Here is a 25,596-nt window from a genome sequence, read left to right on the forward strand (position 1 = left end):
TGAAGCTGTGGCCGCGCCATGCTGCGTTGCGGTACTTGGTAAGGAAACGACCCTTACCTGCGTCCCACGCCTTGCCTGGCACGCCCACAGCTTCAACGCGGCTCGCAATTTACTGTGGGCACGCCCTGGGGAGCCAGCATGATTTCTTTGCCGATTGATGAAGTTTTACCCGCCCTGCGTGAAGCCCTCGCTACACGCCACGAAGCCGTGCTCGAAGCGCCGCCCGGTGCCGGTAAAACCACCCGCGTGCCGTTGGCCTTGCTCAATGAGCCGTGGCTGGCCGGGCAGACCATCCTGATGCTCGAACCGCGTCGCTTGGCAGCGCGGGCGGCAGCGGAGCGGTTGGCCAGTGAGTTGGGCGAGAAGGTTGGCGAAACCGTGGGTTATCGCATTCGGCTCGACAGCAAGGTTGGCCCCAACACCCTTATCGAAGTGGTCACCGAAGGCATTCTCACCCGGCGCTTGCAGGATGACCCGGCGCTGGAAGGCGTGGGTTTGCTGATCTTCGACGAATTCCATGAACGCAGTCTCGACGCTGATCTGGCGCTGGCCCTGAGCCTCAATGGCCGGGAGCTGTTTCGTGACGATCAGCCGCTGAAAATCCTGCTGATGTCGGCCACTCTTGAAGGTGAGCGCTTGGCTGGGCTGCTCGACGACGCGCCAATCCTGCGCAGTGAAGGGCGCATGTACCCGGTGGCGATGCGCTGGGGCCGACCATTTCAGTCCGGTGAATTCATCGAACCGCGATTGGTGCAAACCATTCTTGAAGCCTTGAGCGACGAGAGCGGCAGCGTGCTGGTGTTCCTGCCGGGGCAAGCGGAAATCCGGCGTGTGCATCAGCAACTGGCCGACGCGTTGGGCGACAACCCGCAGGTGTTGCTCTGCCCGTTGCACGGTGAACTGGACTTGGCTGCGCAACGTGCGGCGATCGATCCTGCGCCACCGGGCAAGCGCAAAGTGGTGTTGGCCACCAACATTGCCGAAACCAGTTTGACCATCGATGGCGTGCGCGTGGTGATCGATGCCGGGCTGGCGCGGGTGCCGCGTTTCGATCCCGGCAGCGGCATGACCCGTCTCGACACGCAGCGCATTTCCAAGGCCAGCGCCACGCAGCGCGCGGGCCGAGCCGGGCGACTGGAACCGGGCGTGTGTTATCGCTTGTGGTCGCAGGATCAGCACGAACAACTGGCGGCGTACGGCAGTGCGGAAATTCTCTCGGCGGACTTGGCGGGTCTGGCCTTGCAGCTCGGTCGTTGGGGTGTAACGCCGGGGCAACTGGTGTGGCTCGATGTACCGCCCGCCGCCGCGTATGCACAGGCGCAGGATTTGCTCGAACGATTGGGTGCGCTGGAAGGTGAAGCGCTGACCCGTCACGGTCAGGCCATGGCTGAGTTGCCGGCGCATCCGCGCATCGGCCATTTGTTGTTGCGTGGTCAGGCGCTGGGGATGGCGGACATGGCCTGCGATGTGGCGGCACTGCTGGGCGAGCGCGATATTTTGCGCGGTGCCGGCGCGGACTTGCACAGTCGACTGGTGCTGTTGTCCGGCGAAGAACGCGCCGCTCGCGGTGCTCAGGGTGGGGTGCAGCGGGCCCGGCAACTGGCGCGGCAGTATCGCGGCTATCTGCGGGGCAAGGCGTCGGAGCCGGTCAGCGATCCCGATCATCCGCGCTGGCTCGGTGCGTTGCTGGCGTTGGCCTATCCCGACCGCGTCGCGCAGCAGCGTCGTGCCGGTGGCGCCGAGTATCGCCTGGCCAACGGTCGCGCCGCGTTGTTCGCCGAAGCGGACAGTTTGATGAAACAGCCGTGGTTGGTGGTCGCCGATCTCGGCAGTCGTCAGGGCCAACGCGAAGAGCGGATTTATCTGGCGGCGGATTTCGATCCGGCGCTGTTCGATTCGGTGCTGGCCGAACAGGTGCGCTGCGTCGATCAACTGGATTGGGACGAGCGAGAAGGCGTGCTGCGCGCCGAGCGTCAGCGCAAGGTCGGCGAGCTGATCCTCAGCCGCGAACCGCTCACCGGTCTCGATGAAACCGCTCGCAGTCAGGCGCTGGTGAACCTGGTACGACGCAAGGGGCTGGAGTTGTTGCCGTGGACGCCAGAGCTGCGCCAGTGGCAGGCGCGGGTTGCGTTGTTGCGTCAGTTGGACATGAGCAGCAAGGGCGAAAGCGAATGGCCGGACGTCAGCGACGCCGCGCTGCTCAAAAGCCTTGAACACTGGCTTATGCCGTATCTCGGTAAGGTCTCGCGGCTCAGCCACTTCGCCAATCTCGACCTGTCGAGCATTGTCCGCAACTTGCTGCCGTGGCCGCTACCGCAACGGCTCGATGAGCTGGCGCCGCATCATTTGAGCGTGCCGTCGGGCTCGTCGATTCGTCTGGACTACAGCGAGCAGCCGCCGATCCTCGCGGTGCGTTTGCAGGAGTTGTTCGGCCTCGCCGAAACCCCGCGCATCGCCGGTGGGCGGCAAGTGGTGAAACTGCATCTTTTGTCTCCGGCGCGGCGGCCGGTGCAGGTGACGCAGGATTTGGCGAACTTCTGGCGCAGCACGTATGCCGAGGTGAAGAAGGATCTGAAGGGGCGGTATCCGAAACACTATTGGCCGGATGATCCGTTGGTGGCGGAGGCCACGGCACGCATCAAGCCGCGCAAATAAACCTGTAGGCGCGAGCCGGGCCAGCCCAGTTTTTTCCTACCCCAAAGCCACAAAAAACCTGCTTTCTCCCTTTCCAGTGCATGCACAGAATGCAATGACGCGTGCATTGGAATTTTAAGGAGTGAGTCATGACGTTCTCGATTATCGGACGCTGCCCTGAAACCGGGCAGCTCGGTATTGCCATCAGTTCTTCGAGCATTGCGGTCGGTGCGCGTTGCCCTTGGGCGCGGGCGGGTGTGGGTGCTGTCTCTACGCAGAACATTACGCTGCCGGCGTTGGGGCCGCAGATTCTGGACTTGCTGGAGCATCAGCAGCTGGAGCCTGACGCGGCACTCGACAAGGCGCTGACGTCTAACGGCTGGAGCCAGTACCGACAGGTCACGGTGATCGATGCGTCAGGCCGGATTGCGCTGTTCAGCGGTAAAGAGTCGTTGGGTGTGCATAACGCGGTGAAGGGCGAGCAGTGCGTCGCGGCGGGTAATTTGCTCAGCGATGTGCGGGTCATTGAGGCGATGGTCGCGGCGTTTGAGGCTGAGCCGGGTCAGTTGGCAGACCGCTTGTTGGCGGCCATGCACGCGGCGATGGCGGCCGGTGGCGAAGCCGGGCCGGTTCATTCCGCTGCGCTCAAAGTGGTGGGCGACCACACGTGGCCGATCATCGACTTGCGGGTCGACTGGGCCGAGGAAGATCCCATCGGGCAGCTTGATGGTCTCTGGCAAGCCTATCGCCCGCAAATGCAGGACTACCTGACTCGCGCACTCAACCCGACCACGGCGCCGAGTTATGGAGTGCCGGGGGATGAGTGATCTCTCCAGCCGGGAACTGTTGGAGCGTTTGATCGGTTTCGCCACCGTCAGCCGCGATTCCAATCTCGAACTGATTCGCTTCATCGAAGCGTACCTGGCCGGGCATGGTGTTCAGAGCGAACTGTTCTTCAACGAAGAAGGCACCAAGGCGAATCTGTTCGCGACCATCGGCCCGCTCACGTCCGGTGGCGTGGTGCTCTCCGGTCACACCGATGTGGTGCCGGTTGACGGGCAGGCGTGGACGGTCGACCCGTTCCAGATGACGGAAAAGGATGGGCGCCTGTACGGCCGTGGCACTGCGGACATGAAAGGCTTCATCGCCTCGGTACTCGCAGCGGTTCCGACCTTCGTACAGCGTCCACTTTTGACCCCGGTGCACTTGGCCTTTTCCTACGATGAAGAAATCGGCTGCCTGGGTGTTCGGCCGATGCTGGCCGAGCTGGAGAAGCGGCCATTCAAGCCCCGACTGTGCCTGATCGGCGAACCGACAGAACTCAAGCCTGTGCTCGGTCACAAAGGCAAACTGGCAATGCGCTGCGAAGTGCGCGGTGCGGCGTGTCATTCGGCGTATGCGCCTTATGGGGTGAACGCGATTGAATATGCGGCACTGTTGATTGGTCGGCTGGGCGTGATCGGTGAGCAGCTCGCGCGTCCGGATCACCATGACTCGCGTTTTGATCCGCCGTTTTCAACGGTGCAAACGGGTGTGATCAAGGGTGGCCGGGCGCTGAACATTGTTCCTGCTGAATGCGAATTCGATTTTGAGGTCAGGGCGCTGCCGGACTTCGATGCTCAGGAGGTGGCGGATCAGTTGCAGGTCTACGCCCAGGAAAACCTGTTGCCCAAGATGCGCGCGGTGCAGGCGGACACTGACATTCGCCTGCGGCCACTCAGTGCTTATCCCGGATTGGCGACGCCGCCCGAGAGCGACGCGGCCCGACTGCTGGCGCTGTTGAGCAATTCTTCAGCGTTTGGAACGGTCGCGTTTGGCACCGAGGGCGGGCTGTTTGATCAGGCTGGCATTCCCACGGTGGTCTGTGGCCCGGGCAGCATGGACCAAGGGCACAAGCCCGACGAGTTCATTTCGCTGGAGCAGTTGAGCGGTTGTGATGCGATGCTGGTGCGGTTGGCTGACTATTTGTGTGGCGACATTTAATTGTAGGAGCGAGCCTGCTCGCTCCTACAGGGTTCCCGCAACTTTCTGGCTCAGTTGTTCGCGGCAGAAGTCCACGAACAACTGCGCAGGCTTGGTCAGTTGGCTGCGTTTCAAATGGGCAGACGCCAGGCCGGACAGGGTGACCGGCTCTTTGATGTTCACCGAGATCACTTTCTTGCCATCGTAAGTGCATTCCGAGTGCGGGCGGGTGACCAGGATCGAGAAGCCGAACCCCTGACCGACCATGCCGCGCACCATCTCGATCGAGGGTGAGCTGAAGACGATGTTGGGCGTCAGTTCCAGCTCGTGGAACAGGCTCACAAAGTAGGTCCGGCTCGGTTGCACATCGAGAAGAATCATCGGCTCGCTGCACAGGTCCCGCAGCGATACCTCTTTCTGATCAGCGAAGCGGTGCCCTTCAGGCAACAGCACGTAAGGCTTTTGTGGTGGCATCAGCGGCGTGGTCTGGATGGTGCCATCCAGCCCATGATCGTAGAGGAATGCCACGTCGAAAGTGCCGGCGGTCAAGCCTTGCACCAGCTCCTGCTGTTCGCCATCGCGAATGCGGATGTCCACGCCCGGATAAAGCTTGCGAAAGCCTGCGATCAGTTGTGGCAGGTACAGCGGGGCGACGGTCTCGAAGCAGCCGATGTCAATCTGCCCGGAGACGGTGTCGTTATCGGCCAGCGCATTCTGTTCAAACTCCCGGGCCATGCGCAGCAGCTCTTGCGCCTTGTGATAGAAGCGCGTGCCGGTGGGTGTCAGCGAAACGCCCTGGGCGTGGTGGCGGATGAACAACTGGACGTTGAACGACTCTTCCAGGCTTTTGATCGCCGTGGAAACCGAGGGCTGCGCGATATACAGCTGCCGCGAGGCTTCGGCGACGCTTCCGGCTTCCACCGTTGTGACGAAATACTTGAGTTGCCGCAATGTATAGGAAGCCACACGCACCTCGCTCTGCTCTGTTTTGCGCGGAAAGGCCGGATGGCCGCCGCGCAGATTGTTGACTGAACCTTACCCTATGCGGGTTCCGGACTGGGTCTGCGCTTACCCAGTTTTTTCTTATACCCCGAGCACATTTTTAATAATTTTCCTCTTCGCACGGTTGCCGCACTATCGCTACAACCTCTGATAACCACCCCGACCACCCAAGCGGTCGTAAAGGGAGCGTAGCGTGTTCGACCTCGACTATTGGCAGCAACGAGCTGCCCGGCAAACCTTCTCTGACAAAGCCTTGATCGATGGCCGGCAGGTGGCTGCGTCTTCGGGCGCGACATTCGATTCGATCAACCCCGCGACCAATCAGTTGCTTGCCCGTGTCGCCGCGTGTGGCGAAGTGGAAGTGGAATTGGCCGTGCGCAGTGCGCGTCGCACGTTCAACGAAGGCCCGTGGGCGCGGATGGCGCCGGTCGAGCGCAAGCGGGTGATGCTGCGTCTGTCCGAGCTGGTGCTGGCGCACCGCGAAGAGCTCGCCTTGCTCGACTCGCTGAACATGGGCAAACCGGTGATGGATGCCTACAACATCGACGTCCCCGGCGCCGCCCATGTGTTTGCCTGGTACGGCGAGTCGCTGGACAAGCTTTACGATCAGGTCGCGCCGACGGCGTCCTCGGCACTGGCGACCATCACCCGTGAAGCGCTGGGCGTGGTGGCGGCCGTGGTGCCGTGGAATTTCCCGCTCGACATGGCGGCCTGGAAACTGGCACCGGCCTTGGCGGCCGGCAATAGCGTGGTGCTCAAGCCCGCCGAACAATCACCGTTCTCGGCCCTGCGTCTGGCCGAGCTGGCGCTGGAAGCCGGTTTGCCGCCGGGCGTGCTGAACGTGTTGCCGGGGTTGGGCGAGTCTGCCGGCAAGGCGCTGGGGCTGCATCCTGATGTCGATTGCCTGGTGTTCACCGGTTCGACTCAGGTGGGCAAATATTTCATGCAGTACGCCGCGCAATCGAACCTCAAGCAAGTCTGGCTGGAGTGCGGCGGCAAGAGCCCGAGCCTGGTGTTCGACGATTGCCGTGACCTTGATCTGGCGGCGGAGAAAGCGGCGTTCGGTATCTTCTTCAATCAGGGCGAAGTCTGCTCGGCCAACTCACGGCTGTATGTCCAGAGCTCGGTCAAAGATGATTTTATCGAGCGTCTGTTGGAGAAAGCCAAAGCCTGGATGCCGGGCGATCCACTGAACCCGGCGAGCGCCGCTGGCGCCATCGTCGATTCGACCCAGGCGTCCCGCGTGATGAGCGCTATCGAGCGCGCCCACGAAGACGGCGCCCGACTGCTCACCGGTGGCCGTCGCTTGAGCTTCAACGGTTCCGACAACTTTATCGAGCCGACCATTTTTGCCGACGTCGATCATGACTCGCACCTGTCGCGCGAAGAAGTGTTCGGCCCGGTGCTGGCGATTTCCACGTTCGACACCGAAGAGCAAGCGGTGCAACTGGCCAACGACAGCATCTATGGGCTGGCGGCGTCTGTGTGGAGCGACGACCTGAATCGCGCGCACCGGGTCGCACGGGCGCTGAAGGCTGGCACGGTTTCGGTGAACACAGTGGATGCCCTCGATGTCAGCGTGCCGTTCGGCGGTGGCAAGCAATCGGGTTTCGGCCGGGACTTGTCGCTGCACTCGTTCGATAAATACACCCAATTGAAAACCACCTGGTTTCAATTGCGTTAAGCGACTCCTGAACAATTAACCGCACGCTGATGGTGTGCGGTTTAAAGAATAAAAAGATGTCATCACGCGGATTGTTTTGCGTGTATTTGCGGCTGCGTGGCCGTGACTGCCTCAGTAACTAACCACAATTAAAAAGTGAGGGAGATTTCATGTTCAGATATTCGTTTTCGAGCGTTGTAACAGCGTTGTTGATATCGACGGTGCCGGTTATTGCGCACTCCGAAAGTCTTACGGTTATTTCGTTCGGCGGTGCTACCAAGGCAGCGCAAGAGGGGGCGTATTTCAAACCCTTCGAACAAAGTGGCGCCGGCAAAGTTGTGGTCGGCGAGTACAGCGGAGAGCTGTCCAAAGTCAAAGCCATGGTCGATGTGGGCCAGGTCAGTTGGGACGTGGTCGAAGTTGAAAGCCCTGAGTTGCTGCGCGGTTGTGAAGAAGGGTTGTTCGAACGGCTGAATCCAGCGCTGATTGGCGATTCAAAAAACTATCTGCCAGGCGCAGTCAGCGAGTGCGGCGTGGCCAGTTACGTGTGGTCGATGGTGCTTGCCTACAACGCGAACAAGGTGAACGCAGCGCCAACCTCCTGGGCGGACATGTGGAACCTGCAGCAATTCCCCGGCAAGCGCGGCCTGCGCAAGGGCGCCAAGTACACGCTGGAAGTGGCGCTGCTCGCCGACGGGGTCAAGCAGGATGACCTGTACAAAGTGCTGGGCACCAAGGAAGGCGTGGACCGGGCGTTTCACAAGCTCGATCAGATCAAGCCCTCGATCCAGTGGTGGGAAGCCGGTGCGCAACCACCGCAATGGCTGGCGGCAGGCGACGTCGTGATGTCGGCGGCCTACAACGGGCGGATTGCCGTGGCGCAAAAGGAAGGCTCGAAGCTGGCCATCTCCTGGAACGGTCACCTCTACGATCCTGATCACTGGGCCATCGTTCGCGGCAGCCCGAACAAGGCGCTGGCCGAGCGGTTCATCGTGTTCGCCAGCCAGGCGAGCGGGCAGAAATCCTTCTCCACGCAGATTCCCTACGGCCCGATCCGCAAGGACGTGCTGGCGCAGCTGCCGGCCGACACGCTTGCCCAGTTGCCCACCGCTCAAGCCAATCTTTCTGAAGGCCAGTTGGTCGATGCCACGTTTTGGGTCGATCACGGCGAAGAGCTTGAGGAACGCTTCAACGCCTGGGCGGCCCGCTAGGCCTTTCCTGTCTTCAGTCACCACTCAGGGATGAGTGGCGATCTTCATCCCTGCCTTCCACGAGAAGGCGATCAACAACAAAAACACACGGGGAGTTTGTCATGAGTTCAAGTACAACCGCGTCCAGCCAGGCGCCGTCCGGCGGTTTGCGCCGGGTCCTGGGGCTGGGTTCGTTGCTGGCTGTTGCAGTGGGTGTCGTGGTATCGCAAGGCGTCATGGTGCTGATGCTGCAAGGCGCGGGCATCGCCGGTTTCGGTTTCATCATTCCGCTGGCCATCGCTTATGTGCTGGCAATCACCTACGCCTGGTCGTTTTCCGAATTGGCCTTGATGATTCCGAAGGCAGGCAGCCTCAGCAGTTACACGGAAGTGGCGATCGGGCATTTCCCGGCGATTCTGGCGACCTTCTCGGGGTACATGGTGGTGGCGATGTTTGCGCTCTCCGCCGAGTTGTTGTTGCTGGACCTGGTGATCAGCAAGGTCTATCCCGATGTCATTCCGCACATGGTGGTGGCCTACGGTGTGTTGGGGCTGTTCACCGTGCTGAACCTGTTCGGCATCGATGTGTTCGCCAAGCTGCAAAACGTGCTGGCGCTGGTGATGGTGGTGATCCTCATCGCCATGGGCCTGGCATCGCTGAGTAACGGTCAGGCCAGTTTGCAGTTGCCGCTGGAGCAGGGCTGGAACCCGTTGGAGTCCGGGGCAATCACCTTGGCGGCCATGGCTATCTGGGGTTTTGTCGGGGCTGAATTCGTCTGCCCGCTGGTGGAAGAAACCCGCAATCCCGAGCGCAACATTCCGCGTTCGATGATCATCGGTTTGACGGTAATCTTCGGCGTGATCGCGCTGTATTGCTTTGGCGCGTTGCTGTGCATTCCACGTGAGCAACTGGCGAGTGATGCCCTGCCGCACTACCTGCTCGCCACGACGATTTTTGGTGAGGCAGGCAAGCTGTTCCTGGTGGTTGCCGCCATCACTGCAACGTGCAGTACCGTGAACTCGTCGCTGGCGGCATTGCCGCGCATGCTCTACGGCATGGCGCAAAACGGCCAGGCGTTCCCGCAGTTCAAGAAACTCACCGCACGTGGCCGTACGCCTTGGGTGGCCGTGCTGTTTGTGGCGGCGATTACCGGCCTGCCGATCCTCATTCTGGGGCACGACGCTGCCGCGATCAGCTTGCTGCTGCTGGCTGCCGCGCTCGCCTGGCTACTGGCCTACATCATCGTGCACATCGACGTGATCGCCTTGCGCCGTCGTTATCCCCATCTGGCGCGTCCATTCCGCTCACCGTTTTATCCGTGGCCGCAGGTCATTGGCATCGTCGGCATGCTGTTTGCGATCTACCACGTGTCGCCGACACCAGAGATGACCGCCAGTATTTTTTATTGTGCCGGTGTGGTGTTGGGCGTGATATCGGTAATTGCCGTGGTGTGGGTCAAGTTCGTGATGCGCAAACCGCTGTTTACGCCGGAACCCCTTATCCAGAACGAATCGCAGGACAACGGTGTACCTGCCGTGACACCGCTGACGACCGTGTCCGGGAACTGAACCTTTATTCAATTCAGGAGAACAAGAAATGACAACCGATTACAAACCGCAGCGCGAAACCAAAGACTATCAAGCGTCCGACGCCGCTCACCACATTCACGCGTTCCTCGATCAGAAGGCGTTGAACGAAGAAGGGCCGCGCGTGATTGTCGGTGGCGACCGCCTGCACCTGTGGGACAACGACGGCAATCGGTACCTCGATGGCATGTCCGGTTTGTGGTGCACCAACCTCGGCTACGGGCGTAAGGATCTGGCCGCGGCGGCAACCCGTCAGTTGGAGCAACTGCCGTACTACAACATGTTCTTCCACACCACTCACCCGGCGGTGGTCGAGCTGTCCGAGTTGCTGTTCAGCCTGCTGCCCAAGCACTACAGCCACGCGATCTATACCAACTCCGGCTCTGAAGCCAACGAGGTATTGATCCGCACAGTGCGCCGCTACTGGCAGGTGCTCGGCAAGCCGCAGAAGAAGATCATGATCGGTCGCTGGAACGGCTACCACGGCTCTACCCTGGCCGCCAGCGCCATGGGTGGCATGAAGTTCATGCACGAAATGGGCGGTGTGATTCCGGATGTCGCGCACATCGATGAACCGTACTGGTTTGGCCATGAAGGTGATCTGACGCCCGCCGAGTTTGGCTTGCGCGCGGCTCAGCAACTGGAGACCAAGATTCTCGAACTGGGTGCGGAAAACGTTGCTGCGTTTATCGCCGAACCGTTCCAGGGCGCGGGCGGCATGATCTTCCCGCCAGAGAGCTACTGGCCGGAAATCCAGCGCATCTGCCGCAAGTACGACGTGCTGCTGTGTGCGGACGAGGTGATCGGTGGTTTCGGTCGCACGGGCGAATGGTTTGCCCACCAGCACTTTGATTTCGAGCCGGATACCTTGTCGATCGCCAAGGGCCTGACCTCGGGTTACATCCCAATGGGCGGCCTGATTTTGAGCCGGCGCATGGCCGAGGTGTTGGTCGAGCAGGGCGGCGTATTTGCCCACGGCCTGACCTATTCCGGTCACCCAGTGGCGGCCGCCGTGGCCATTGCCAACCTCACGGCGTTGCGCGATGAAGGTGTGGTCACCCAAGTGAAAAGCGACACTGGCCCGTACTTCCAGCAGTGTCTGCGCGAGGTGTTTGGCAATCACCCGCTGGTGGGTGAGATCCAGGGTGCCGGCCTGGTGGCTGCGTTGCAGTTTGCCGAGGACAAGGCGACCCGCAAACGCTTCGCCAACGAAGGCGATATCACCTGGCGCTGCCGCACGATCGGTTTTGAAGAAGGCGTGATTATTCGCTCGACACTGGGCCGCATGATCATGGCGCCGGCATTGATCGCCACGCGTGCTGAAATCGATGAACTGGTTGGCAAGATCCAAATTGCGGTTGATAGAACGGCCAAAGAAATTGGCGTGCTCTAAATAACGATCAGGCTCGCTCCTTTAAATGTGGGAGCGAGCCTGCTCGCGATGGTCGTTAACGATAACGTGTACTTAGTGGTTTAACGCGGCGCTTATGAGCTCCTCGCGAGCAGGCTCGCCCCTACAGGTTTTGTATTTATTCAGTGAAGTGTGAAGTGAGTTGTTGGTTAGTTTTTTCATGGGCAACAACGACAAAAATCATAATTTCGCTATTGGCATTCGCCAAGCACAATAAAACTACCCCGCCAGCAACGTTATCGATGCGGAATTCAATTATTTAAACAGCTGATCTGTCGCGACGTGCCGCGCCATAGTCGCCTCTCTGAAGGACACAAGCATGAATGATAAAAAGATAGAAATAGATACGCTTGTTGTCGGTGCCGGCCAGGCTGGCGTCGCCATGAGCGAACACCTGAGCAAGCTCGGTGTGCCGCACCTCGTCCTGGAGCGCAACCGCATCGCTGAAGCGTGGCGCACCGGGCGTTGGGATTCGCTGGTTGCCAACGGCCCGGTTTGGCACGACCGGTTTCCTGGCCTGGACTTCGAAGATTTGGAGCCCGATGCCTTCGCCTCAAAAGATCGCGTGGCGGCATATTTCGAAGCCTACGCCGAGAAATTCGAAGCGCCGATTCGTACCGGCGTAGAAGTCAAAAAAGTCGTTCGCAACAGTGATCGTCCGGGCTTCACCATCGAAACCTCCGAAGGCGTGATTCAGGCCAATCGCGTAGTGGCGGCGACCGGTCCATTCCAGCGTCCGGTCATCCCGCCGATTGCGCCGAAAGACAGCACCATCACGCAGATTCACTCGGCCCAATATTTCAACCCGCAACAGTTGCCCGAGGGCGGTGTGCTGGTGGTCGGTGCGGGTTCTTCCGGTGTGCAGATTGCCGATGAATTGCAGCGTGCCGGTAAACAGGTCTACCTGTCGGTTGGCCAGCACGATCGTCCGCCTCGCGCTTATCGCAACCGTGATTTCTGCTGGTGGCTCGGGGTGCTGGGGCTTTGGGATCTGGAAACCATGGAGCCTGGGCGCGAGCACGTGACCATTGCGGTGAGCGGTGCGCGTGGCGGGCAGACCGTCGATTTCCGGGTGCTGGCCCAGCAAGGTGTCAAGTTGGTAGGGCTGACCCAGTCGTTTAACGACGGCGTGGTGACGTTCCAGCAAGATCTGGCGCGCAACATCGCGGCGGGCGACGCGAATTACCTGTCGCTGCTCGATGCGGCGGATGCCTACATCGCGCGTAACGGACTCGACCTGCCCGAAGAGCCCGAAGCCCGCTTCATGCTTCCCGACCCGGAGTGCGTCAGCAACCCGATTCTCGAACTGGATCTGGCCGAGGCGGGCATCACTTCGATCATTTGGGCCACCGGCTACGCCGTCGATTACAACTGGTTGCAAGTCGATACCTTTGACGAGAAGGGCAAGCCGCGTCATCAGCGCGGGGTCTCGAACGAGCCGGGTGTCTACTTCGTGGGCTTGCCGTGGTTGTCGCGTCGTGGATCGAGTTTCATCTGGGGCGTTTGGCACGACGCCAAGCATGTCGCTGGCCACATCGCCACCCAGCGCCAGTACCTCGAATACCGCGATCCGTCGCAGCGTTAAGCGTCTTTCAAGGGAATGGCGTCATGGCCATTCCCGATCCGCCAAATAACAGATTTTATGGGAGTCAGTTGATGCCTACTCACACGCGAATTCGCATGTTCAATACCAAGGACACGTACCCGAACCAGTCGCTGGACAATGATCTGTGCCAGGCCGTAAGGGCCGGCAATACGGTTTATGTGCGCGGCCAGATCGGCACCGATTTCGATGGCAACCTGGTAGGGCTTGGCGACCCGGGTGCCCAAGCCGAACAGGCGATGAAAAACGTCAAACAGCTGCTGGAAGAGGCGGGGAGCGATCTTTCCCATATCGTCAAAACCACCACGTACATCATCGACCCGCGCTACCGTGAGCCGGTTTATCAAGTCGTGGGCAAGTGGTTGAAGGGCGTGTTCCCGATCTCGACGGGGCTGGTGATTTCCGGGTTGGGTCAACCGCAGTGGCTGATGGAAATCGATGTGATCGCTGTCATTCCGGATGATTGGCAGGCGAAGTAAACCTCGCTCCCTGTAGAAGCGAGCCTGCTCGCGAAAAACGTCCAGGCAACGCGTGCAGACAGACAGTGCACGTATTCGTTGACGACCATCGTCGGAACGCCGCCCGGACCTGGCTCGCTCCTACAAGGTCAAGGCGTGGCGGGGAGCAGGAATCGCGCTATCACCGGCAAGTGATCGGAGATGCGCAACGTATCGTCCTGCCTGACCGTTGCCTCGACCCGCTTGATACGTGGGCTGTAAAACTGGTAGTCGACGGTGCGGTCCGGGCCATTCAGGCTCGGATCGTTCGGGTAATGGCTCAGCCAGCGTGCGCGGTCGATGCCCCCGGCCTCGTTGTTGTTGGGGATCATCGGGTACTTGTCCCACAGCACGTGCAGCACGCTATCGGCGGAATAGGGTGTGCGTTGCTCGGTGGGCAGGCGTTGATATTGTCCAAGTGGCAACAGATTGAAATCGCCGCCGATCAGCCAGGGCGTACCGCGGCTTTCGAACGTGTCGAGAACTTTGCCGATGGCCGAGACCTGCGCTTGCAGCGTCTCGTCAGGTTGCCTCGCACGGTCCAGGTGGGTGTTGAGGATTGCGACCTGACCGCCATCACTCACTGGCAGGTAGGCGACCAGCAGGGCGTTTTTCGGCTGGAACTGGCGGCTGACCAGATTGACCGGCGCCACCGGCAGTTGCAGGCGCTGGGCATGATCGATCCGGTAACGGCTCAGCATCGCCAATTGCCGGCCAACGCTGCCGAAGATATGTGGATCAGGGACGAAGTCGGCCTTCCAGTCGAAGGCGCTGACACTGCAGGGATACAGGTCGGCGAGTCGTTCCTGCAGCAGTTTGAGCTGGTGTTGGTAATCGCTGGCCTTGGCGCCGTCATCGAGTTCCTGCAACAGCACCACGTCCGGTTGTTCGTCGCGAATCACCCGCGTCACTTCATCGAGGCTGAAGGCCATGTCTTCCGGCGTGGGTTTTTCATCCGAGCCGTTGGCCAGGTCATTCCAGAACACATAGCGCTTGCCCGCCAGGTACTGGACGTTCCAGGTCATCACCTTCAGCGCCTGGCCGGGCGCCAGGGTTGGCGCCTTGGTGCTGCAGATGACCGGCAGCACTTCGCGAGCTTCGGGGCGCCAGGTCAGGCTGTAGATCATCACACCGGCCAGGCTTATGACGATCAACAATCCCAGCAAGGTGTAGCGCAGCAGTCGGGTCATGGCTCGGCTTATAGCGTTACGGAAGTTGATCCCGAGCATACCCGAGCGTCAACGATGGCGGTACCGCAGGGTCATGAGCGAGGGCCGTCGATTTTTTCCGGCACATCGCTGATCAGCATGAACAGGCGGAACAGCACCACGCTGGTGAACAGTTGCAGGAAGCTGTGGGCGCTGTCGATCAGCAGCGAGATCACCGGGTTCTGCGGCTCGGGATAGACCGCCAGCGTCGCGCCCTTGAGCAGCCACAACGGTCCCATCACACACAAAATGCACACCAGGATTCGCAGGAAGTGGCCACGGGTCAGGCGCAGGCTTTCCTTCATCGCTTGCAGCGGGGCCAGGCCACGCAGCACCAGCAGGTACTCGCCGAATGCCAGGGTCACCATCAGCCAGATGCCCGGCAGGAAATACAGCGACAGGCCGAGCAGGATCAGCAACGTGTTGAGCGCCGTCAGCAGGGCGAAGCGTGGCCACAGGTAGGCCGACCTCGACAGCAGGTCGCGGTTGCGTGGCGATTCACCACGGCTGCGGGCGTCGAGAAACAGGATCAGCGCGGCGGTGTACAGTGGGTAAACCAGCAGGCCGACGATCACGCTGACACCGGGGAAACTGTCCGGCTCGGTGGAGTGGTCGACCACTTGCTGCAACAGGGCCTCGACGATCACCAGCGGCAGGCACAGTTGCACGATCTGGCTCAGATTGCGCTTGAAGAAATACAGGGAGTCACGCAGCACATCTAACGGGTTCATCAGTCGGTATCGCAGGTCATAAACAGTGACTCACTGTAACCGATGATGTACCGCCTGAAGCAAACGTAAACGTTCGGTAAATGTCATTGAAACAGATTGTTTCAGCCTCCATTAAGGTCGGGCACCTTATCCTCCTTGGAGAAGGGCAACGATTTCCCCGGCAATCTACGAGGTCGCCATGAACAGCGAAGAACAAACCCTGATCGATGGACTGTTTTCCCGGCTGCAACAGGCCGAAACGGACTCAGCCCCGCGCGACGCCCAGGCCGAGGCGCGGATCAAGGAACATCTGACACGCCAACCGGCGGCAGGTTATTTCATGACCCAGGCGATTCTGGTGCAAGAGGCAGCGATCAAGAGCCTCGACGCGCAGAACAAACAACTGACGGCGCAAGTCCAGCAATTGCAGGCCGAACTGCAACAGGCCAAGGCACAAACGGCGGCTGCGGCGCCAAGCAGCGGTGGCTTTCTATCGAGCATCTTTGGCGGCAGCCGTGATCCGCAACCCGCGCCGACCCAGAGTGCCCCGCCATCGAGCGGCGGCTGGCGTGAACCGGGGCGGTCTTCGTTCAATTCGCAGCCACCCCAACAGAACTTCGGTGCACCGCAGCAAAACTTTCCGCAGCAGGGTTATGCACCCCAGCAACAGCCTCCGGCAGCGGCGGGCAGCAGTTTTCTGGGCGGTGCGTTGAAAACCGCAGCCGGTGTGGCCGGTGGCGTGATGCTGGCGCAAGGCATCAGCAGCCTGTTCCATCACAATCAGCAACCGGAAGAAATCGTCGAAGTCATCAAGGAGCAACCGGCCCAGGTCAACGACCAGGGCAACAACGATTGGGGCGATGACCAGCGTGTGGCTGGCAACGATTCCTACGGCAATGACCAGGGCGGTTTCACTGACGCCGACTACAGCGATGACAGTTCATCGTTCTTCGGTGGCGACGACGATTCCTTCGTCTGATAGATCTGGGGCCAGGGAGCACGCTCCCTGGCCACCTAGCCGATTATTCGCGGAATATTCCTTGAGGCTGGCATACTGGGCGACTTTTCGGGCCTGGGGCCTGATTCAGCCTTGAGGAAAACCGGTGAAAAAAATCGCAGTGTTCGCCGATGTCCAAAACCTCTATTACACCGTGCGTCAGGCTTATGGTTGCCACTTCAACTACGCCGCGCTGTGGGCTGACATCAGTAAACAGGGCGAGATCGTCGAAGCCTATGCCTACGCTATCGATCGTGGCGACAGCAAGCAGCAGCAGTTCCAGCAGATCCTGCGCAACCTCGGTTTTACCGTGAAGCTCAAACCCTACATCCAGCGCAGCGACGGCTCGGCCAAGGGCGACTGGGACGTGGGCATCACCCTCGACATCATGGACGCCGCCGATCACGTCGACGAAATCGTGCTGGCCTCCGGCGACGGTGATTTCGACATGCTGCTCGAACGCATCATCAGCAAACACGGCGTGCAAGCAGTCGCCTACGGCGTGCCGGGCCTGACCGCCAACTCGCTGATTCGCGCCGCCAGCCGCTACGTGCCGATCGAAGGCGCGTTGCTGCTCAAGAATTGATTTTTACGGAGTTGAAACAGGTTTGGAACGCATAGCAGTCATCGACTTTGAAACCACCGGAATCTCCCCGAGCAGCAGTTGCCGGGCCACGGAAATCGCCGTGGTGATTCTCGAACAGGGGCGCATCGTCGAGCGTTACCAGAGCCTGATGAACGCCGGCGTGCGTGTCCCGGCCTTCATCGAACAACTCACCGGCATCAGCAACGCCATGCTGCGCACCGCGCCCTCGGCCGAGCAGGTGATGAACGAAGTTAACGAATTCGTCGGCATTACGCCGTTGCTGGCGCACAACGCCGCGTTCGACCAGAAGTTCTGGGACTTTGAATTGGGGCGGATCAAACGCACCCGTTTGCAGAATTTCGCCTGCTCGTTGCTGCTGGCCCGACGCCTGATGCCTGCCGCGCCGAACCACAAACTCGGCACCCTCACCACCTTCGCCAACCTGCCGCACACCGGCAAGGCTCACCGGGCGATGGCCGATGCCGAGATGGCGGCCAACCTGACGGCGCATTTGGCTGAAGAGTTGCGGCAGAAACATGGGCTGCGCGAGCTATCCCATGACTTGCTGTGCAAGTTGCAGAAGGTCCCGGCGGCGAAAGTGGGAGAGCACCTCAAGCGCTATCGCGGGTTCTGAAAACACCGCATACCCCTGTAGGAGCGAGCCTGCTCGCGATGAACCCGAGATCAATGCGGGGTGTCAGGTTTCCCGCGTTATCGTTGGCGACCATCGCGAGCAGGCTCGCTCCTAGAGTTTTCCTTCGATATGCCCCAACGGCACCCGTTTTTCGATGGCGCTCGACAACACAATCGACGTCTTGCTGAACCCGAACGTGGCAATCCTGTTGATCAACTCCTCCAGCTCCGGCATCGAGCCCACCGCCGCCTGCATGATCACGCACGGGTCACCGGTCACCCGATGGCATTCGGTCAATTGCGGGATTTTGATCAGGTCGTCGTAGGCCTTTTGGTTGCCGTGCTGGTTCAGACGCAGTTCGATCACGCACTGGATTGGCAGGCCGAGCTTGGCCATGTCGACCTTTGCCTGATAACCGGTGATCACGCCGCTGGCTTCGAGCTTGGCCACGCGCTCGGCCACGGCCGGGGCGGACAGGTTGACCTTGCGCGCCAGGTCCGCGTAGGACGCGCGACCGTTTTCCAGCAGGGCGCTGAGCAGCATGCGGTCGTACTTATCCATCGGGGCGACTCCTGAAAATGATCGACTTTCGAAAACACGGTATATAGCGCTGAACTCCGTGTTTTGAAAAGTGTACTGGCGCTTTAAACAGGTTTTGTAACTTATTTTCCGGCGCTGGCCTTTTTAGAATAGCCGTTCACTTGTCCTTGCCTGTGAGCTGCCCTCATGTCCGGCCTTCGTCGCTTTCCCTTACCCTTGATCGCTGCCTTCTTCGCCTTGTATGTGATTTGGGGCTCGACCTACCTGGTGATCCGCATTGGTGTGGAATATTGGCCGCCACTGCTGCTCGCGGGCATTCGCTTCGTCATCGCCGGGACCTTGATGTACGCCTTCCTGCGCTGGCGCGGGGCGCCGGCACCGACCTGGGCGCAGTGGAAAGCCGCGGGGATCATCGGGATTTTGCTGCTGGCCTGCGGCAACGGCGCGGTCAGCGTTGCCGAGCACACCGGCGTCGCCTCTGGCGTGGCGGCATTGGCGGTGGCGACGGTGCCGTTGTTTACCTTGCTCTGCGGATATTTCTGGGGTGCGCGTAATACCCGTCTCGAATGGGCCGGGATTGTGCTCGGCTTGATCGGCATCGCCATGCTCAACCTCGGTTCCAACCTGCAATCGAGCCCCTTGGGGGCGGCGTTGCTGATTTTCGCGGCCGCCACTTGGGCGTTCGGTTCGGTGTGGAGCAAACACCTGCCGTTACCGCAAGGCGCGATGGCCAGTGCCGTGGAAATGCTGGTGGGCGGCGTGGTGTTGCTGATCGCCAGCGCGGTCAGCGGTGAACACCTGGAGAAGATGCCGCCGATGGAAGGCTGGGCCGCGTTGGCGTACCTCACCGTGTTCGGATCGATCATCGCCTTCAATGCCTACATGTACCTGTTGAAGCACGTACGTCCGGCGGCAGCGACCAGTTATGCCTACGTCAACCCGGCGGTGGCCGTGTTGCTGGGGATCGTGTTTGTCGGCGAGACCATTGGCATCGAAGAAGCGTTGGCGATGGCGGTAATCATCAGCGCCGTGGTGCTGATTGGTTTGCCGCAATGGCGCCGGGCACCGGCGCTACCGACGGTGAAGGTCGTGCCGACAGAATCCCGTGTGAATTAGGGTAAACTGCGCGCCATTGCACACTCGTTTTGCACAACTGCGCTGAATTTTCCTACGGTATTCCCATGACTTTCGCCACCCTTGGCCTGATCGAACCCTTGCTGCGCTCCCTCGAGACGCTCGGCTACCAGACTCCAACGCCGGTTCAGGCGCAAGCCATTCCGGCGGTGCTGGCCGGTCGCGACTTGATGGCCGCCGCCCAGACCGGTACAGGCAAGACCGCCGGTTTCGCCTTGCCGCTGCTGCAACTGCTGGCCATGGAAGGGCCGAAAGTCACCGCCAACTCGGTGCGTGCGCTGATCCTGGTGCCGACCCGCGAACTGGCCGAACAGGTTCACGAAGCTGTGCGCCAGTACGCCGAAAACCTGCCATTGCGCACCTATGCGGTATATGGCGGCGTCAGTATCAACCCGCAAATGATGAAGCTGCGCAGCGGCGTCGACCTGCTGGTGGCGACCCCGGGCCGCTTGCTCGACCTGTTCCGCCAGAACGCGCTGAAGTTCAACCAACTGCAAACTCTGGTGCTGGACGAAGCCGACCGCATGCTCGACCTGGGCTTTTCCGAGGAACTGGCGAACATTTACCGCGCACTCCCTTCGAGACGTCAGACGCTGTTGTTCTCCGCGACCTTCTCCGATGACATCCGCCTGCTGGCCGGGCAGATGCTCAACGACCCGCTGACGGTTGAAGTCAGCCCACGCAACGTTGCGGCCAATACGGTCAAGCAATGGATCGTGACGGTGGACAAGAAGCGCAAGCCTGAACTGTTCGTGCACCTGATGCGCAAGGGCAAGTGGAAGCAAGTGCTGGTGTTCGCCAAGACCCGCAACGGCGTGGACGCGTTGGTGGAGAAACTCCAGGGCTTGGGTATCAACGCCGACGGTATCCACGGCGACAAACCCCAGGCCACCCGTCAACGCGCACTGGACCGTTTCAAGGCCAGTGAAGTGCAGATCCTGGTCGCCACCGACGTCGCGGCCCGTGGCCTGGACATCGAAGACTTGCCGTTGGTGGTCAACTTCGACCTGCCGATCGTGGCCGAGGATTACATCCACCGCATCGGTCGTACCGGCCGTGCGGGCTCGACCGGCGAGGCGATTTCCCTGGTGTGCGCTGATGAAGTGAATCTGCTGTCGGCCATCGAGATGCTGACCCGTCAGACGTTGAAGCGTCAGAGCGAGCCGGACTTCGAGCCCGAGCACCGCGTGCCGGACACCGATGCCAGTGGCCAGGTCGTCAAGAAGCCGAAGAAACCGAAGAAGCCAAAGGCTTCCGGTGGTGGCGGCGGTAAGCGCAATCTGGGTAAGTGGGTGGATAGCGGGGAAGCTGCGCCGGTGGAACCTTCGATCAAGCCTGTACGAAAAGTGCCGGTGTTCAACACGGGGCCGCGTAAGCGTAAGCCTTGATTTTTCGCTGCGTTAGTTAGGCCGCCATCGCGAGCAGGCTCGCTCCCACAGGTTTTGTGTGAACGACACAAATCCCCTGTGGGAGCCAGCCTGCTGGCGATGGGAGCTGCGCGGTCATCAGCCCTTGCGCTGCAACCACTCAATCATTCCACGTCCCGCCGCGCGCCCACTGGCGAAACACGCGGTCAGCAGATAGCCGCCGGTCGGCGCTTCCCAGTCCAGCATTTCTCCCGCGCAGAACACACCCGGCAGTTGCTTGAGCATCAAGCGCTCATCCATCGCCTCGAACAACACACCACCCGCGCTGCTGATGGCTTCGTCCAGTGGACGGGTTTTCATCAGTGTCAGCGGCAATGCCTTGATCGCTTTGGCCAGCAGGGCCGAATCGGTGAAGGTGTCGGCTGTGGTCAATTCTCGTAATAGCGCGGCTTTCACGCCATCGATGCCCAACTGACTGTGCAGGTGCTTGGCCATGGAGCGTGAGCCCCGAGGTTTACTCAGCGCAGCCTGAACTTTATCCACAGGCCTGCCCGGCAGGAGGTCGATGTGAATCGTGGCTGAACCGTGCAGGTTGATCACCTCGCGAATCGGGGCCGACAGCGCGTAAATCAAACTGCCTTCGATCCCGGTGGCGGTGATTACACATTCGCCGAGTCGGGGAATGTCGTCGTTGAGGCCAATGGCGATGTTTTTCAGCGGCGCGCCGGCGAATTTGCTGATCATCAGTTCGCTCCAGGCCTGCACCTCGAAGCCGCAATTACTCGGCTGTAACGGCGCCAGACCTACACCGCGTTGCTCCAGTGGCAACATCCACGCACCGTCCGAACCCAGTCGCGACCAACTGCCGCCGCCGAGGGCGAGCAGGGTGGCGTTGGCGTGTACGGTTTTTTCGCCTTCGGGGCTGGCGATGCGCAAATCACCTTGTTCATCCCAGCCAAGCCAGCGGTGGCGGGTGTGGATAACTACGCCGCTGTCGCGCAGGCGTTTGAGCCAGGCGCGTAACAGCGGCGCGGCTTTCATGTCGGTCGGGAATACCCGGCCGGAGCTGCCGACGAAGGTTTCGATGCCCAGTCCATGAATCCATTGGCACAACGCATCGGCACCGAAACTGCGCAGCAGCGGGGCAATTTGCGGCGCCCGCTCGGCGTAGCGCGAGAGGAACGCCGGGTAGGCTTCGGAGTGGGTGATGTTCATGCCGCCGACACCGGCGAGTAGAAATTTCCTGCCTACCGAGGGCATGCCGTCGTACAGGTCGACCTTGATCCCGGCCTGGCTCAACACTTGCGCGGCCATCAGGCCGGCGGGGCCACCGCCGATGATGGCGACTTGAGGAGGAAGGGCTGGCGAGGATTGGGTCATGGGATGCACTGCGGTCTGACGGGATAAGCCGCGCATTCTACCAGCCCCATCCCTTGTAGGAGCGAGCCTGCTCGCGATGGCGGTCTGTCGGTTGACGAAGATGTTGAAAGTGCCGGCCTCATCGCGAGCAGGCTCGCTCCTGCAGGGGTGTGGTGTTCCTCAAAAGAGGTGATCAAAAAATGATCAGTGCTCTGTAGCCTTTGCGCAGCATGGGCTGTAGTCCCTTTCACTCAGGTTATCCACAGGCGGTTCCACAGGCATTGTGGGTAAAGCATCCACAGGTCAATGACAACCTGATGACTGCCAGACGCGTTGCGCACTGTGATGGAGGATGCCGTGACGCCGGGCGAGGGCATGGCGGTCCTTGCTGTAGCCGCCGCCGATCACTCCGACCACCGGAATATCCCGGCCCAGGCAATGGCGCATCACGCTTTCATCGCGGGCGGCGACGCCTTCGTCTGTCAGCTTCAGGTAACCGAGGGCGTCGTCCTTGTGCACATCGACCCCGGCGTCGTACAGCACGAGGTCCGGTTGATAAAGCGGCAGCAAGTAGTTGAGCGCATCATCCACCACCTTCAGGTAATCGGCATCGCCCATGCCATTGGGCAGTGGAATGTCCCAGTCACTTTCGGCTTTGCGTGCAGGAAAATTCTTTTCGCAATGCAGGGAAACGGTAATGGCTTCCGGGGTGTTGTGCAGAATCCGTGCAGTCCCGTCGCCCTGATGCACGTCGCAATCGAAGATCAGCACCCGATTCACACGTCCGCTTTGCAGCATGAAGTGGCTGATCACCGCCAGGTCATTGAAGATGCAGAACCCGGCCGGGTAATCGTAATGCGCATGGTGCGTGCCGCCGGCCAGGTGACAGGCCAGTCCATGTTCCAGCGCCTGCTCGGCCGCCAGCAGCGAACCGCCGACCGCCCGCACCGTGCGCCGGGCCAGGGCTTCGCTCCAGGGCAGGCCGAGGCGCCGCTGATCTTCGCGGGACAACTCACCGCTCATGTAGCGTTCGATATACGAAGGGTCATGGGCGAGGGCGAGAATCTCTGCGGGGCACAGTTCCGGGCGCAGCAAATCAGCGTCACGGGTCAGGCCACTGTCCACCAGGTGATCGCGCAGCAAGCGAAACTTGTCCATCGGAAAGCGGTGATCCGCCGGAAACTCGGGGCTGTAGTCTTCGTGGTAGATCAGGGGGAGGGGCATGACTGATTTATCTAGAGAGCGGACAGGAAAGAGAGACGGATCCTACCAGCGTTGTAGACTTGCAGCATGGAAATGGGGGAGGGGCACGATGGAGCCGATACTGGAACTGGCGAGCGCGCGACTGCTGTTGCGGCAATGGCGCGATGAGGATTTGCCGGAGTTTGCCGCGATGTGCGCTGATCCGCAGGTCATGCGCTATTTTCCGGCGCCCTTGAGTCGACTGGAAAGTGCTTCATTGATCGGGCGAATCCGTGGTCATTTTGCCGAGCACGGTTTTGGTTTCTGGGCGCTGGAGCGCAAGGACACCGGCCAGTTCATCGGTTTTACCGGGCTCGGCGTGGTCGGTTTCGATGCGCCGTTCACCCCGGCCATCGAAATTGGCTGGCGTCTGGCGCGGGAACACTGGGGCCTTGGCTATGCCAGCGAAGCCGCGTGGACCGCTCTGCGCTGCGGGTTTGACCGTTTGGCGGTGAACGAAGTCGTGTCGTTCACGGCCGACAGTAACTTGCCGTCGCAGAAGGTCATGCAGGCGATTGGCATGCATCACGATCCGGCCGATGACTTCGAGCACCCTAAGCTCGCCGTCGGTCACCCCCTGCGTCATCACGTGCTGTACCGCATCAGCCGTGAACAATGGCTGCAAACCTTGCATGGATAACCTGACACGGACGTTTACAATGGCCCTCATGTTGGCCCGGGCCAGAAACTGAATAGACTGCCGCAGCCAAGACTGCGCGGTATTGCGTTGTGTGAGGAGAGTCTGAATGAGCCAAGTGTTGGATGATCTGGTCGACCTGCTGAGCCTGGAACCCATCGAAGAAAATCTGTTCCGTGGCCGCAGCCAGGACCTGGGATTTCGCCAGCTGTTCGGTGGCCAGGTGCTCGGCCAGTCGTTGTCGGCAGCCAGTCAGACGGTGGAAGAGGCGCGCCATGTGCATTCGATGCACGGTTACTTTTTGCGTCCCGGCGACGCCAAGTTGCCAGTGGTGTATTCCGTTGACCGCGTGCGCGACGGCGGCAGTTTCAGCACGCGTCGGGTGACGGCGATCCAGAAGGGCCAACCGATTTTCACTTGCAGCGCCTCGTTCCAGTACGACGAAGAGGGTTTCCAGCATCAGGGTGAAATGCCGCAAGTGGTCGGCCCGGAAAACCTGCCGTCGGAGCTGGAAATCACGCAGCAGCGTGCGCACCTGATTCCCGAGCACATGCGTGAAAAACTGCTGTGCCCGAAGCCGATCGAATTTCGCCCGGTCACCGCGGAAGATCCCTACAACCCGCAAGCCAGTGATCCGATCAAGTACGTCTGGTTTCGCGCCGACGGTGCCTTGGCCGATTCCCCGGCGCTGCACAAATACCTGCTGGCCTACGCCTCGGACTTCGGTCTGCTGACCACCTCGATGCAGCCCCATGCCAAATCGGTCTGGCACAAGGACATGCAGGTCGCCAGCCTCGACCATGCGCTGTGGTTCCACCAGGATCTGCGTGCCGACGACTGGTTGCTCTACGCGATGGACAGTCCGTGGGCTGGCAATTCACGCGGGTTCTGCCGAGGCAGCGTGTTTAACCGCGCCGGGCAACTGGTGGCTTCGGTCACGCAGGAAGGCCTGATCCGTCATCGCAAGGATTGGGCATGAGCCTGAGAGATGTGCATCACTGGGTGTTCGACATGGACGGCACCCTGACCGTCGCCGTGCATGACTTCGCGGCCATTCGCGTGGCGTTGGCGATCCCGGCCGAAGACGACATTCTGACCCATCTCGCCGCGCTGCCGGCCGATGAGGCGGCGGCCAAACATGCGTGGTTGCTGGAGCATGAGCGGGATCTGGCGCTGGGTTCGAAACCGGCCGTGGGTGCCGTCGAGCTGGTGCGTGAATTGGCCGGACGTGGTTATCGCCTGGGCATTCTTACCCGCAATGCCCGCGAGCTGGCGCATGTCACGCTGGAGGCGATCGGCCTGGCGGACTGCTTCGCGGTGGAGGATGTGCTCGGTCGTGATGAAGCACCACCGAAGCCGCATCCCGGTGGATTGCTGAAACTGGCCGAGGCCTGGAATGTACCGACCAGCGAGATGGTGATGGTCGGTGATTACCGGTTTGATCTGGATTGCGGACGGGCGGCAGGCACGCGGACGGTGCTGGTGAACCTGCCGGATAATCCGTGGCCGGAGCTGACGGATTGGCATGCGGCGGATTGTGTGGCGTTACGGGAAATGCTTTCCGCTTGAGGCGCCCATCGCGAGCAGGCTCGCTCCTACAGCTGATCGCATTTCATTGTAGGAGCGAGCCTGCT

23 protein-coding genes are annotated in these 25,596 nt (G+C 60.7%); 17 read left to right on the top strand and 6 right to left on the bottom strand.

What is annotated here, in order from left to right:
* Nucleotides 1–138: 138 nt before the first annotated feature.
* The 3 genes from hrpB to argE all read left to right on the top strand — a co-directional run bounded on the left by hrpB (nucleotide 139) and on the right by argE (nucleotide 4,617).
* Nucleotides 139–2,655 carry an ATP-dependent helicase HrpB gene (gene hrpB, locus ACNYC6_RS17320; RefSeq protein WP_419708430.1) on the top strand — a complete coding sequence of 839 codons (2,517 nt, stop codon included), beginning with the start codon at nucleotides 139–141 and terminating at the stop codon, nucleotides 2,653–2,655.
* A 128-nt stretch (nucleotides 2,656–2,783) separates the two neighbouring features.
* Nucleotides 2,784–3,461: a DUF1028 domain-containing protein gene (locus tag ACNYC6_RS17325; RefSeq protein WP_419708431.1), complete on the top strand. Its 678-nt coding sequence runs from the start codon at nucleotides 2,784–2,786 to the stop codon at nucleotides 3,459–3,461.
* A complete protein-coding gene (gene argE, locus ACNYC6_RS17330) occupies nucleotides 3,454–4,617 on the top strand; it encodes an acetylornithine deacetylase (RefSeq protein ID WP_419708432.1) in 1,164 nt (387 codons plus the stop codon). The genes ACNYC6_RS17325 and argE overlap by 8 nt, the downstream gene beginning before the upstream one ends.
* A gap of 24 nt (nucleotides 4,618–4,641) precedes the next feature.
* Here the strand turns inward: argE and ACNYC6_RS17335 are convergent, their stop codons facing one another.
* Entirely contained in the window at nucleotides 4,642–5,562 is a 921-nt protein-coding gene (locus tag ACNYC6_RS17335; protein WP_419708433.1) for a LysR family transcriptional regulator, read from the bottom strand.
* A 229-nt stretch (nucleotides 5,563–5,791) separates the two neighbouring features.
* On the opposite strand from ACNYC6_RS17335, the gene ACNYC6_RS17340 reads away from it, so the two are divergent.
* From ACNYC6_RS17340 to ACNYC6_RS17365, 6 genes are all read left to right on the top strand, one after another.
* Complete coding sequence (locus ACNYC6_RS17340; RefSeq protein ID WP_419708434.1) at nucleotides 5,792–7,282, top strand: aldehyde dehydrogenase; 1,491 nt, start codon at nucleotides 5,792–5,794, stop codon at nucleotides 7,280–7,282.
* A gap of 149 nt (nucleotides 7,283–7,431) precedes the next feature.
* Nucleotides 7,432–8,472, top strand: a complete 1,041-nt coding sequence (locus tag ACNYC6_RS17345; protein WP_419708435.1) for an ABC transporter substrate-binding protein — start codon at nucleotides 7,432–7,434, stop codon at nucleotides 8,470–8,472.
* 101 nt (nucleotides 8,473–8,573) lie between these two features.
* Complete coding sequence (locus ACNYC6_RS17350; protein ID WP_419708436.1) at nucleotides 8,574–10,019, top strand: APC family permease; 1,446 nt, start codon at nucleotides 8,574–8,576, stop codon at nucleotides 10,017–10,019.
* A gap of 28 nt (nucleotides 10,020–10,047) precedes the next feature.
* Nucleotides 10,048–11,430, top strand: coding sequence for an aspartate aminotransferase family protein (locus ACNYC6_RS17355; protein ID WP_419708437.1), 1,383 nt, complete (start codon nucleotides 10,048–10,050; stop codon nucleotides 11,428–11,430).
* A gap of 337 nt (nucleotides 11,431–11,767) precedes the next feature.
* Entirely contained in the window at nucleotides 11,768–13,033 is a 1,266-nt protein-coding gene (locus ACNYC6_RS17360; RefSeq protein ID WP_419708438.1) for a flavin-containing monooxygenase, read from the top strand.
* 71 nt (nucleotides 13,034–13,104) lie between these two features.
* Nucleotides 13,105–13,530, top strand: a complete 426-nt coding sequence (locus ACNYC6_RS17365) for a RidA family protein (RefSeq protein WP_128874422.1) — start codon at nucleotides 13,105–13,107, stop codon at nucleotides 13,528–13,530.
* A 128-nt stretch (nucleotides 13,531–13,658) separates the two neighbouring features.
* Here ACNYC6_RS17365 and ACNYC6_RS17370 read toward each other — a convergent pair whose 3' ends face one another.
* Nucleotides 13,659–14,738 (bottom strand): endonuclease/exonuclease/phosphatase family protein, encoded by a 1,080-nt coding sequence (locus ACNYC6_RS17370; RefSeq protein ID WP_419708439.1) that lies wholly within the window; start codon nucleotides 14,736–14,738, stop codon nucleotides 13,659–13,661.
* Between the two features lie 71 nt (nucleotides 14,739–14,809).
* Nucleotides 14,810–15,487: a YciC family protein gene (locus ACNYC6_RS17375; RefSeq protein ID WP_419708440.1), complete on the bottom strand. Its 678-nt coding sequence runs from the start codon at nucleotides 15,485–15,487 to the stop codon at nucleotides 14,810–14,812.
* 178 nt (nucleotides 15,488–15,665) lie between these two features.
* Here ACNYC6_RS17375 and ACNYC6_RS17380 point away from each other — a divergent pair, with 178 nt between their 5' ends.
* The 3 genes from ACNYC6_RS17380 to ACNYC6_RS17390 all read left to right on the top strand — a co-directional run bounded on the left by ACNYC6_RS17380 (nucleotide 15,666) and on the right by ACNYC6_RS17390 (nucleotide 17,683).
* Nucleotides 15,666–16,445, top strand: coding sequence for a DUF2076 domain-containing protein (locus ACNYC6_RS17380; protein ID WP_419708441.1), 780 nt, complete (start codon nucleotides 15,666–15,668; stop codon nucleotides 16,443–16,445).
* Between the two features lie 124 nt (nucleotides 16,446–16,569).
* Nucleotides 16,570–17,049: an NYN domain-containing protein gene (locus ACNYC6_RS17385; RefSeq protein WP_007990686.1), complete on the top strand. Its 480-nt coding sequence runs from the start codon at nucleotides 16,570–16,572 to the stop codon at nucleotides 17,047–17,049.
* 22 nt (nucleotides 17,050–17,071) lie between these two features.
* Entirely contained in the window at nucleotides 17,072–17,683 is a 612-nt protein-coding gene (locus tag ACNYC6_RS17390) for a PolC-type DNA polymerase III (protein WP_419708442.1), read from the top strand.
* A gap of 111 nt (nucleotides 17,684–17,794) precedes the next feature.
* Here ACNYC6_RS17390 and ACNYC6_RS17395 read toward each other — a convergent pair whose 3' ends face one another.
* Nucleotides 17,795–18,244, bottom strand: coding sequence for an Lrp/AsnC family transcriptional regulator (locus tag ACNYC6_RS17395; RefSeq protein ID WP_419708443.1), 450 nt, complete (start codon nucleotides 18,242–18,244; stop codon nucleotides 17,795–17,797).
* Between the two features lie 165 nt (nucleotides 18,245–18,409).
* Here ACNYC6_RS17395 and yedA point away from each other — a divergent pair, with 165 nt between their 5' ends.
* Nucleotides 18,410–19,339 (top strand): drug/metabolite exporter YedA, encoded by a 930-nt coding sequence (gene yedA, locus ACNYC6_RS17400; RefSeq protein ID WP_419708444.1) that lies wholly within the window; start codon nucleotides 18,410–18,412, stop codon nucleotides 19,337–19,339.
* Between the two features lie 65 nt (nucleotides 19,340–19,404).
* Nucleotides 19,405–20,745 (top strand): DEAD/DEAH box helicase, encoded by a 1,341-nt coding sequence (locus ACNYC6_RS17405; protein WP_419708445.1) that lies wholly within the window; start codon nucleotides 19,405–19,407, stop codon nucleotides 20,743–20,745.
* Nucleotides 20,746–20,862: 117 nt separating this feature from the next.
* Here ACNYC6_RS17405 and ACNYC6_RS17410 read toward each other — a convergent pair whose 3' ends face one another.
* Nucleotides 20,863–22,104, bottom strand: coding sequence for a TIGR03862 family flavoprotein (locus tag ACNYC6_RS17410; RefSeq protein ID WP_419708446.1), 1,242 nt, complete (start codon nucleotides 22,102–22,104; stop codon nucleotides 20,863–20,865).
* A gap of 282 nt (nucleotides 22,105–22,386) precedes the next feature.
* Complete coding sequence (locus ACNYC6_RS17415; RefSeq protein WP_419708447.1) at nucleotides 22,387–23,307, bottom strand: histone deacetylase; 921 nt, start codon at nucleotides 23,305–23,307, stop codon at nucleotides 22,387–22,389.
* Nucleotides 23,308–23,395: 88 nt separating this feature from the next.
* On the opposite strand from ACNYC6_RS17415, the gene ACNYC6_RS17420 reads away from it, so the two are divergent.
* The 3 genes from ACNYC6_RS17420 (at nucleotide 23,396) to ACNYC6_RS17430 (ending at nucleotide 25,531) form a co-directional block, all read left to right on the top strand.
* Nucleotides 23,396–23,965, top strand: a complete 570-nt coding sequence (locus ACNYC6_RS17420; protein ID WP_419708448.1) for a GNAT family N-acetyltransferase — start codon at nucleotides 23,396–23,398, stop codon at nucleotides 23,963–23,965.
* A gap of 106 nt (nucleotides 23,966–24,071) precedes the next feature.
* Nucleotides 24,072–24,941 (top strand): acyl-CoA thioesterase II, encoded by an 870-nt coding sequence (tesB, locus tag ACNYC6_RS17425; protein ID WP_419708449.1) that lies wholly within the window; start codon nucleotides 24,072–24,074, stop codon nucleotides 24,939–24,941.
* Nucleotides 24,938–25,531 carry an HAD family hydrolase gene (locus ACNYC6_RS17430; protein WP_419708450.1) on the top strand — a complete coding sequence of 198 codons (594 nt, stop codon included), beginning with the start codon at nucleotides 24,938–24,940 and terminating at the stop codon, nucleotides 25,529–25,531. The genes tesB and ACNYC6_RS17430 overlap by 4 nt, the downstream gene beginning before the upstream one ends.
* Nucleotides 25,532–25,596: the final 65 nt, after the last annotated feature.

The organism is Pseudomonas sp. NFX224, assembly GCF_048565165.1.
In the GTDB taxonomy this organism is placed as follows: Bacteria; Pseudomonadota; Gammaproteobacteria; order Pseudomonadales; family Pseudomonadaceae; genus Aquipseudomonas.

Coding starts and splice junctions, on each gene's coding strand:
- ACNYC6_RS17405 (WP_419708445.1), top strand. CDS start 19,405: ATGACTTTCGCCACCCTTGGCCTGATCGAACCCTTGCTGCGCTCCCTC.
- argE (WP_419708432.1), top strand. CDS start 3,454: ATGAGTGATCTCTCCAGCCGGGAACTGTTGGAGCGTTTGATCGGTTTC.
- ACNYC6_RS17430 (WP_419708450.1), top strand. CDS start 24,938: ATGAGCCTGAGAGATGTGCATCACTGGGTGTTCGACATGGACGGCACC.
- tesB (WP_419708449.1), top strand. CDS start 24,072: ATGAGCCAAGTGTTGGATGATCTGGTCGACCTGCTGAGCCTGGAACCC.
- hrpB (WP_419708430.1), top strand. CDS start 139: ATGATTTCTTTGCCGATTGATGAAGTTTTACCCGCCCTGCGTGAAGCC.
- ACNYC6_RS17395 (WP_419708443.1), bottom strand. CDS start 18,244: ATGGATAAGTACGACCGCATGCTGCTCAGCGCCCTGCTGGAAAACGGT.
- ACNYC6_RS17420 (WP_419708448.1), top strand. CDS start 23,396: ATGGAGCCGATACTGGAACTGGCGAGCGCGCGACTGCTGTTGCGGCAA.
- ACNYC6_RS17380 (WP_419708441.1), top strand. CDS start 15,666: ATGAACAGCGAAGAACAAACCCTGATCGATGGACTGTTTTCCCGGCTG.
- ACNYC6_RS17370 (WP_419708439.1), bottom strand. CDS start 14,738: ATGACCCGACTGCTGCGCTACACCTTGCTGGGATTGTTGATCGTCATA.
- ACNYC6_RS17350 (WP_419708436.1), top strand. CDS start 8,574: ATGAGTTCAAGTACAACCGCGTCCAGCCAGGCGCCGTCCGGCGGTTTG.
- ACNYC6_RS17355 (WP_419708437.1), top strand. CDS start 10,048: ATGACAACCGATTACAAACCGCAGCGCGAAACCAAAGACTATCAAGCG.
- yedA (WP_419708444.1), top strand. CDS start 18,410: ATGTCCGGCCTTCGTCGCTTTCCCTTACCCTTGATCGCTGCCTTCTTC.
- ACNYC6_RS17365 (WP_128874422.1), top strand. CDS start 13,105: ATGCCTACTCACACGCGAATTCGCATGTTCAATACCAAGGACACGTAC.
- ACNYC6_RS17410 (WP_419708446.1), bottom strand. CDS start 22,104: ATGACCCAATCCTCGCCAGCCCTTCCTCCTCAAGTCGCCATCATCGGC.
- ACNYC6_RS17345 (WP_419708435.1), top strand. CDS start 7,432: ATGTTCAGATATTCGTTTTCGAGCGTTGTAACAGCGTTGTTGATATCG.
- ACNYC6_RS17415 (WP_419708447.1), bottom strand. CDS start 23,307: ATGCCCCTCCCCCTGATCTACCACGAAGACTACAGCCCCGAGTTTCCG.
- ACNYC6_RS17360 (WP_419708438.1), top strand. CDS start 11,768: ATGAATGATAAAAAGATAGAAATAGATACGCTTGTTGTCGGTGCCGGC.
- ACNYC6_RS17325 (WP_419708431.1), top strand. CDS start 2,784: ATGACGTTCTCGATTATCGGACGCTGCCCTGAAACCGGGCAGCTCGGT.
- ACNYC6_RS17375 (WP_419708440.1), bottom strand. CDS start 15,487: ATGAACCCGTTAGATGTGCTGCGTGACTCCCTGTATTTCTTCAAGCGC.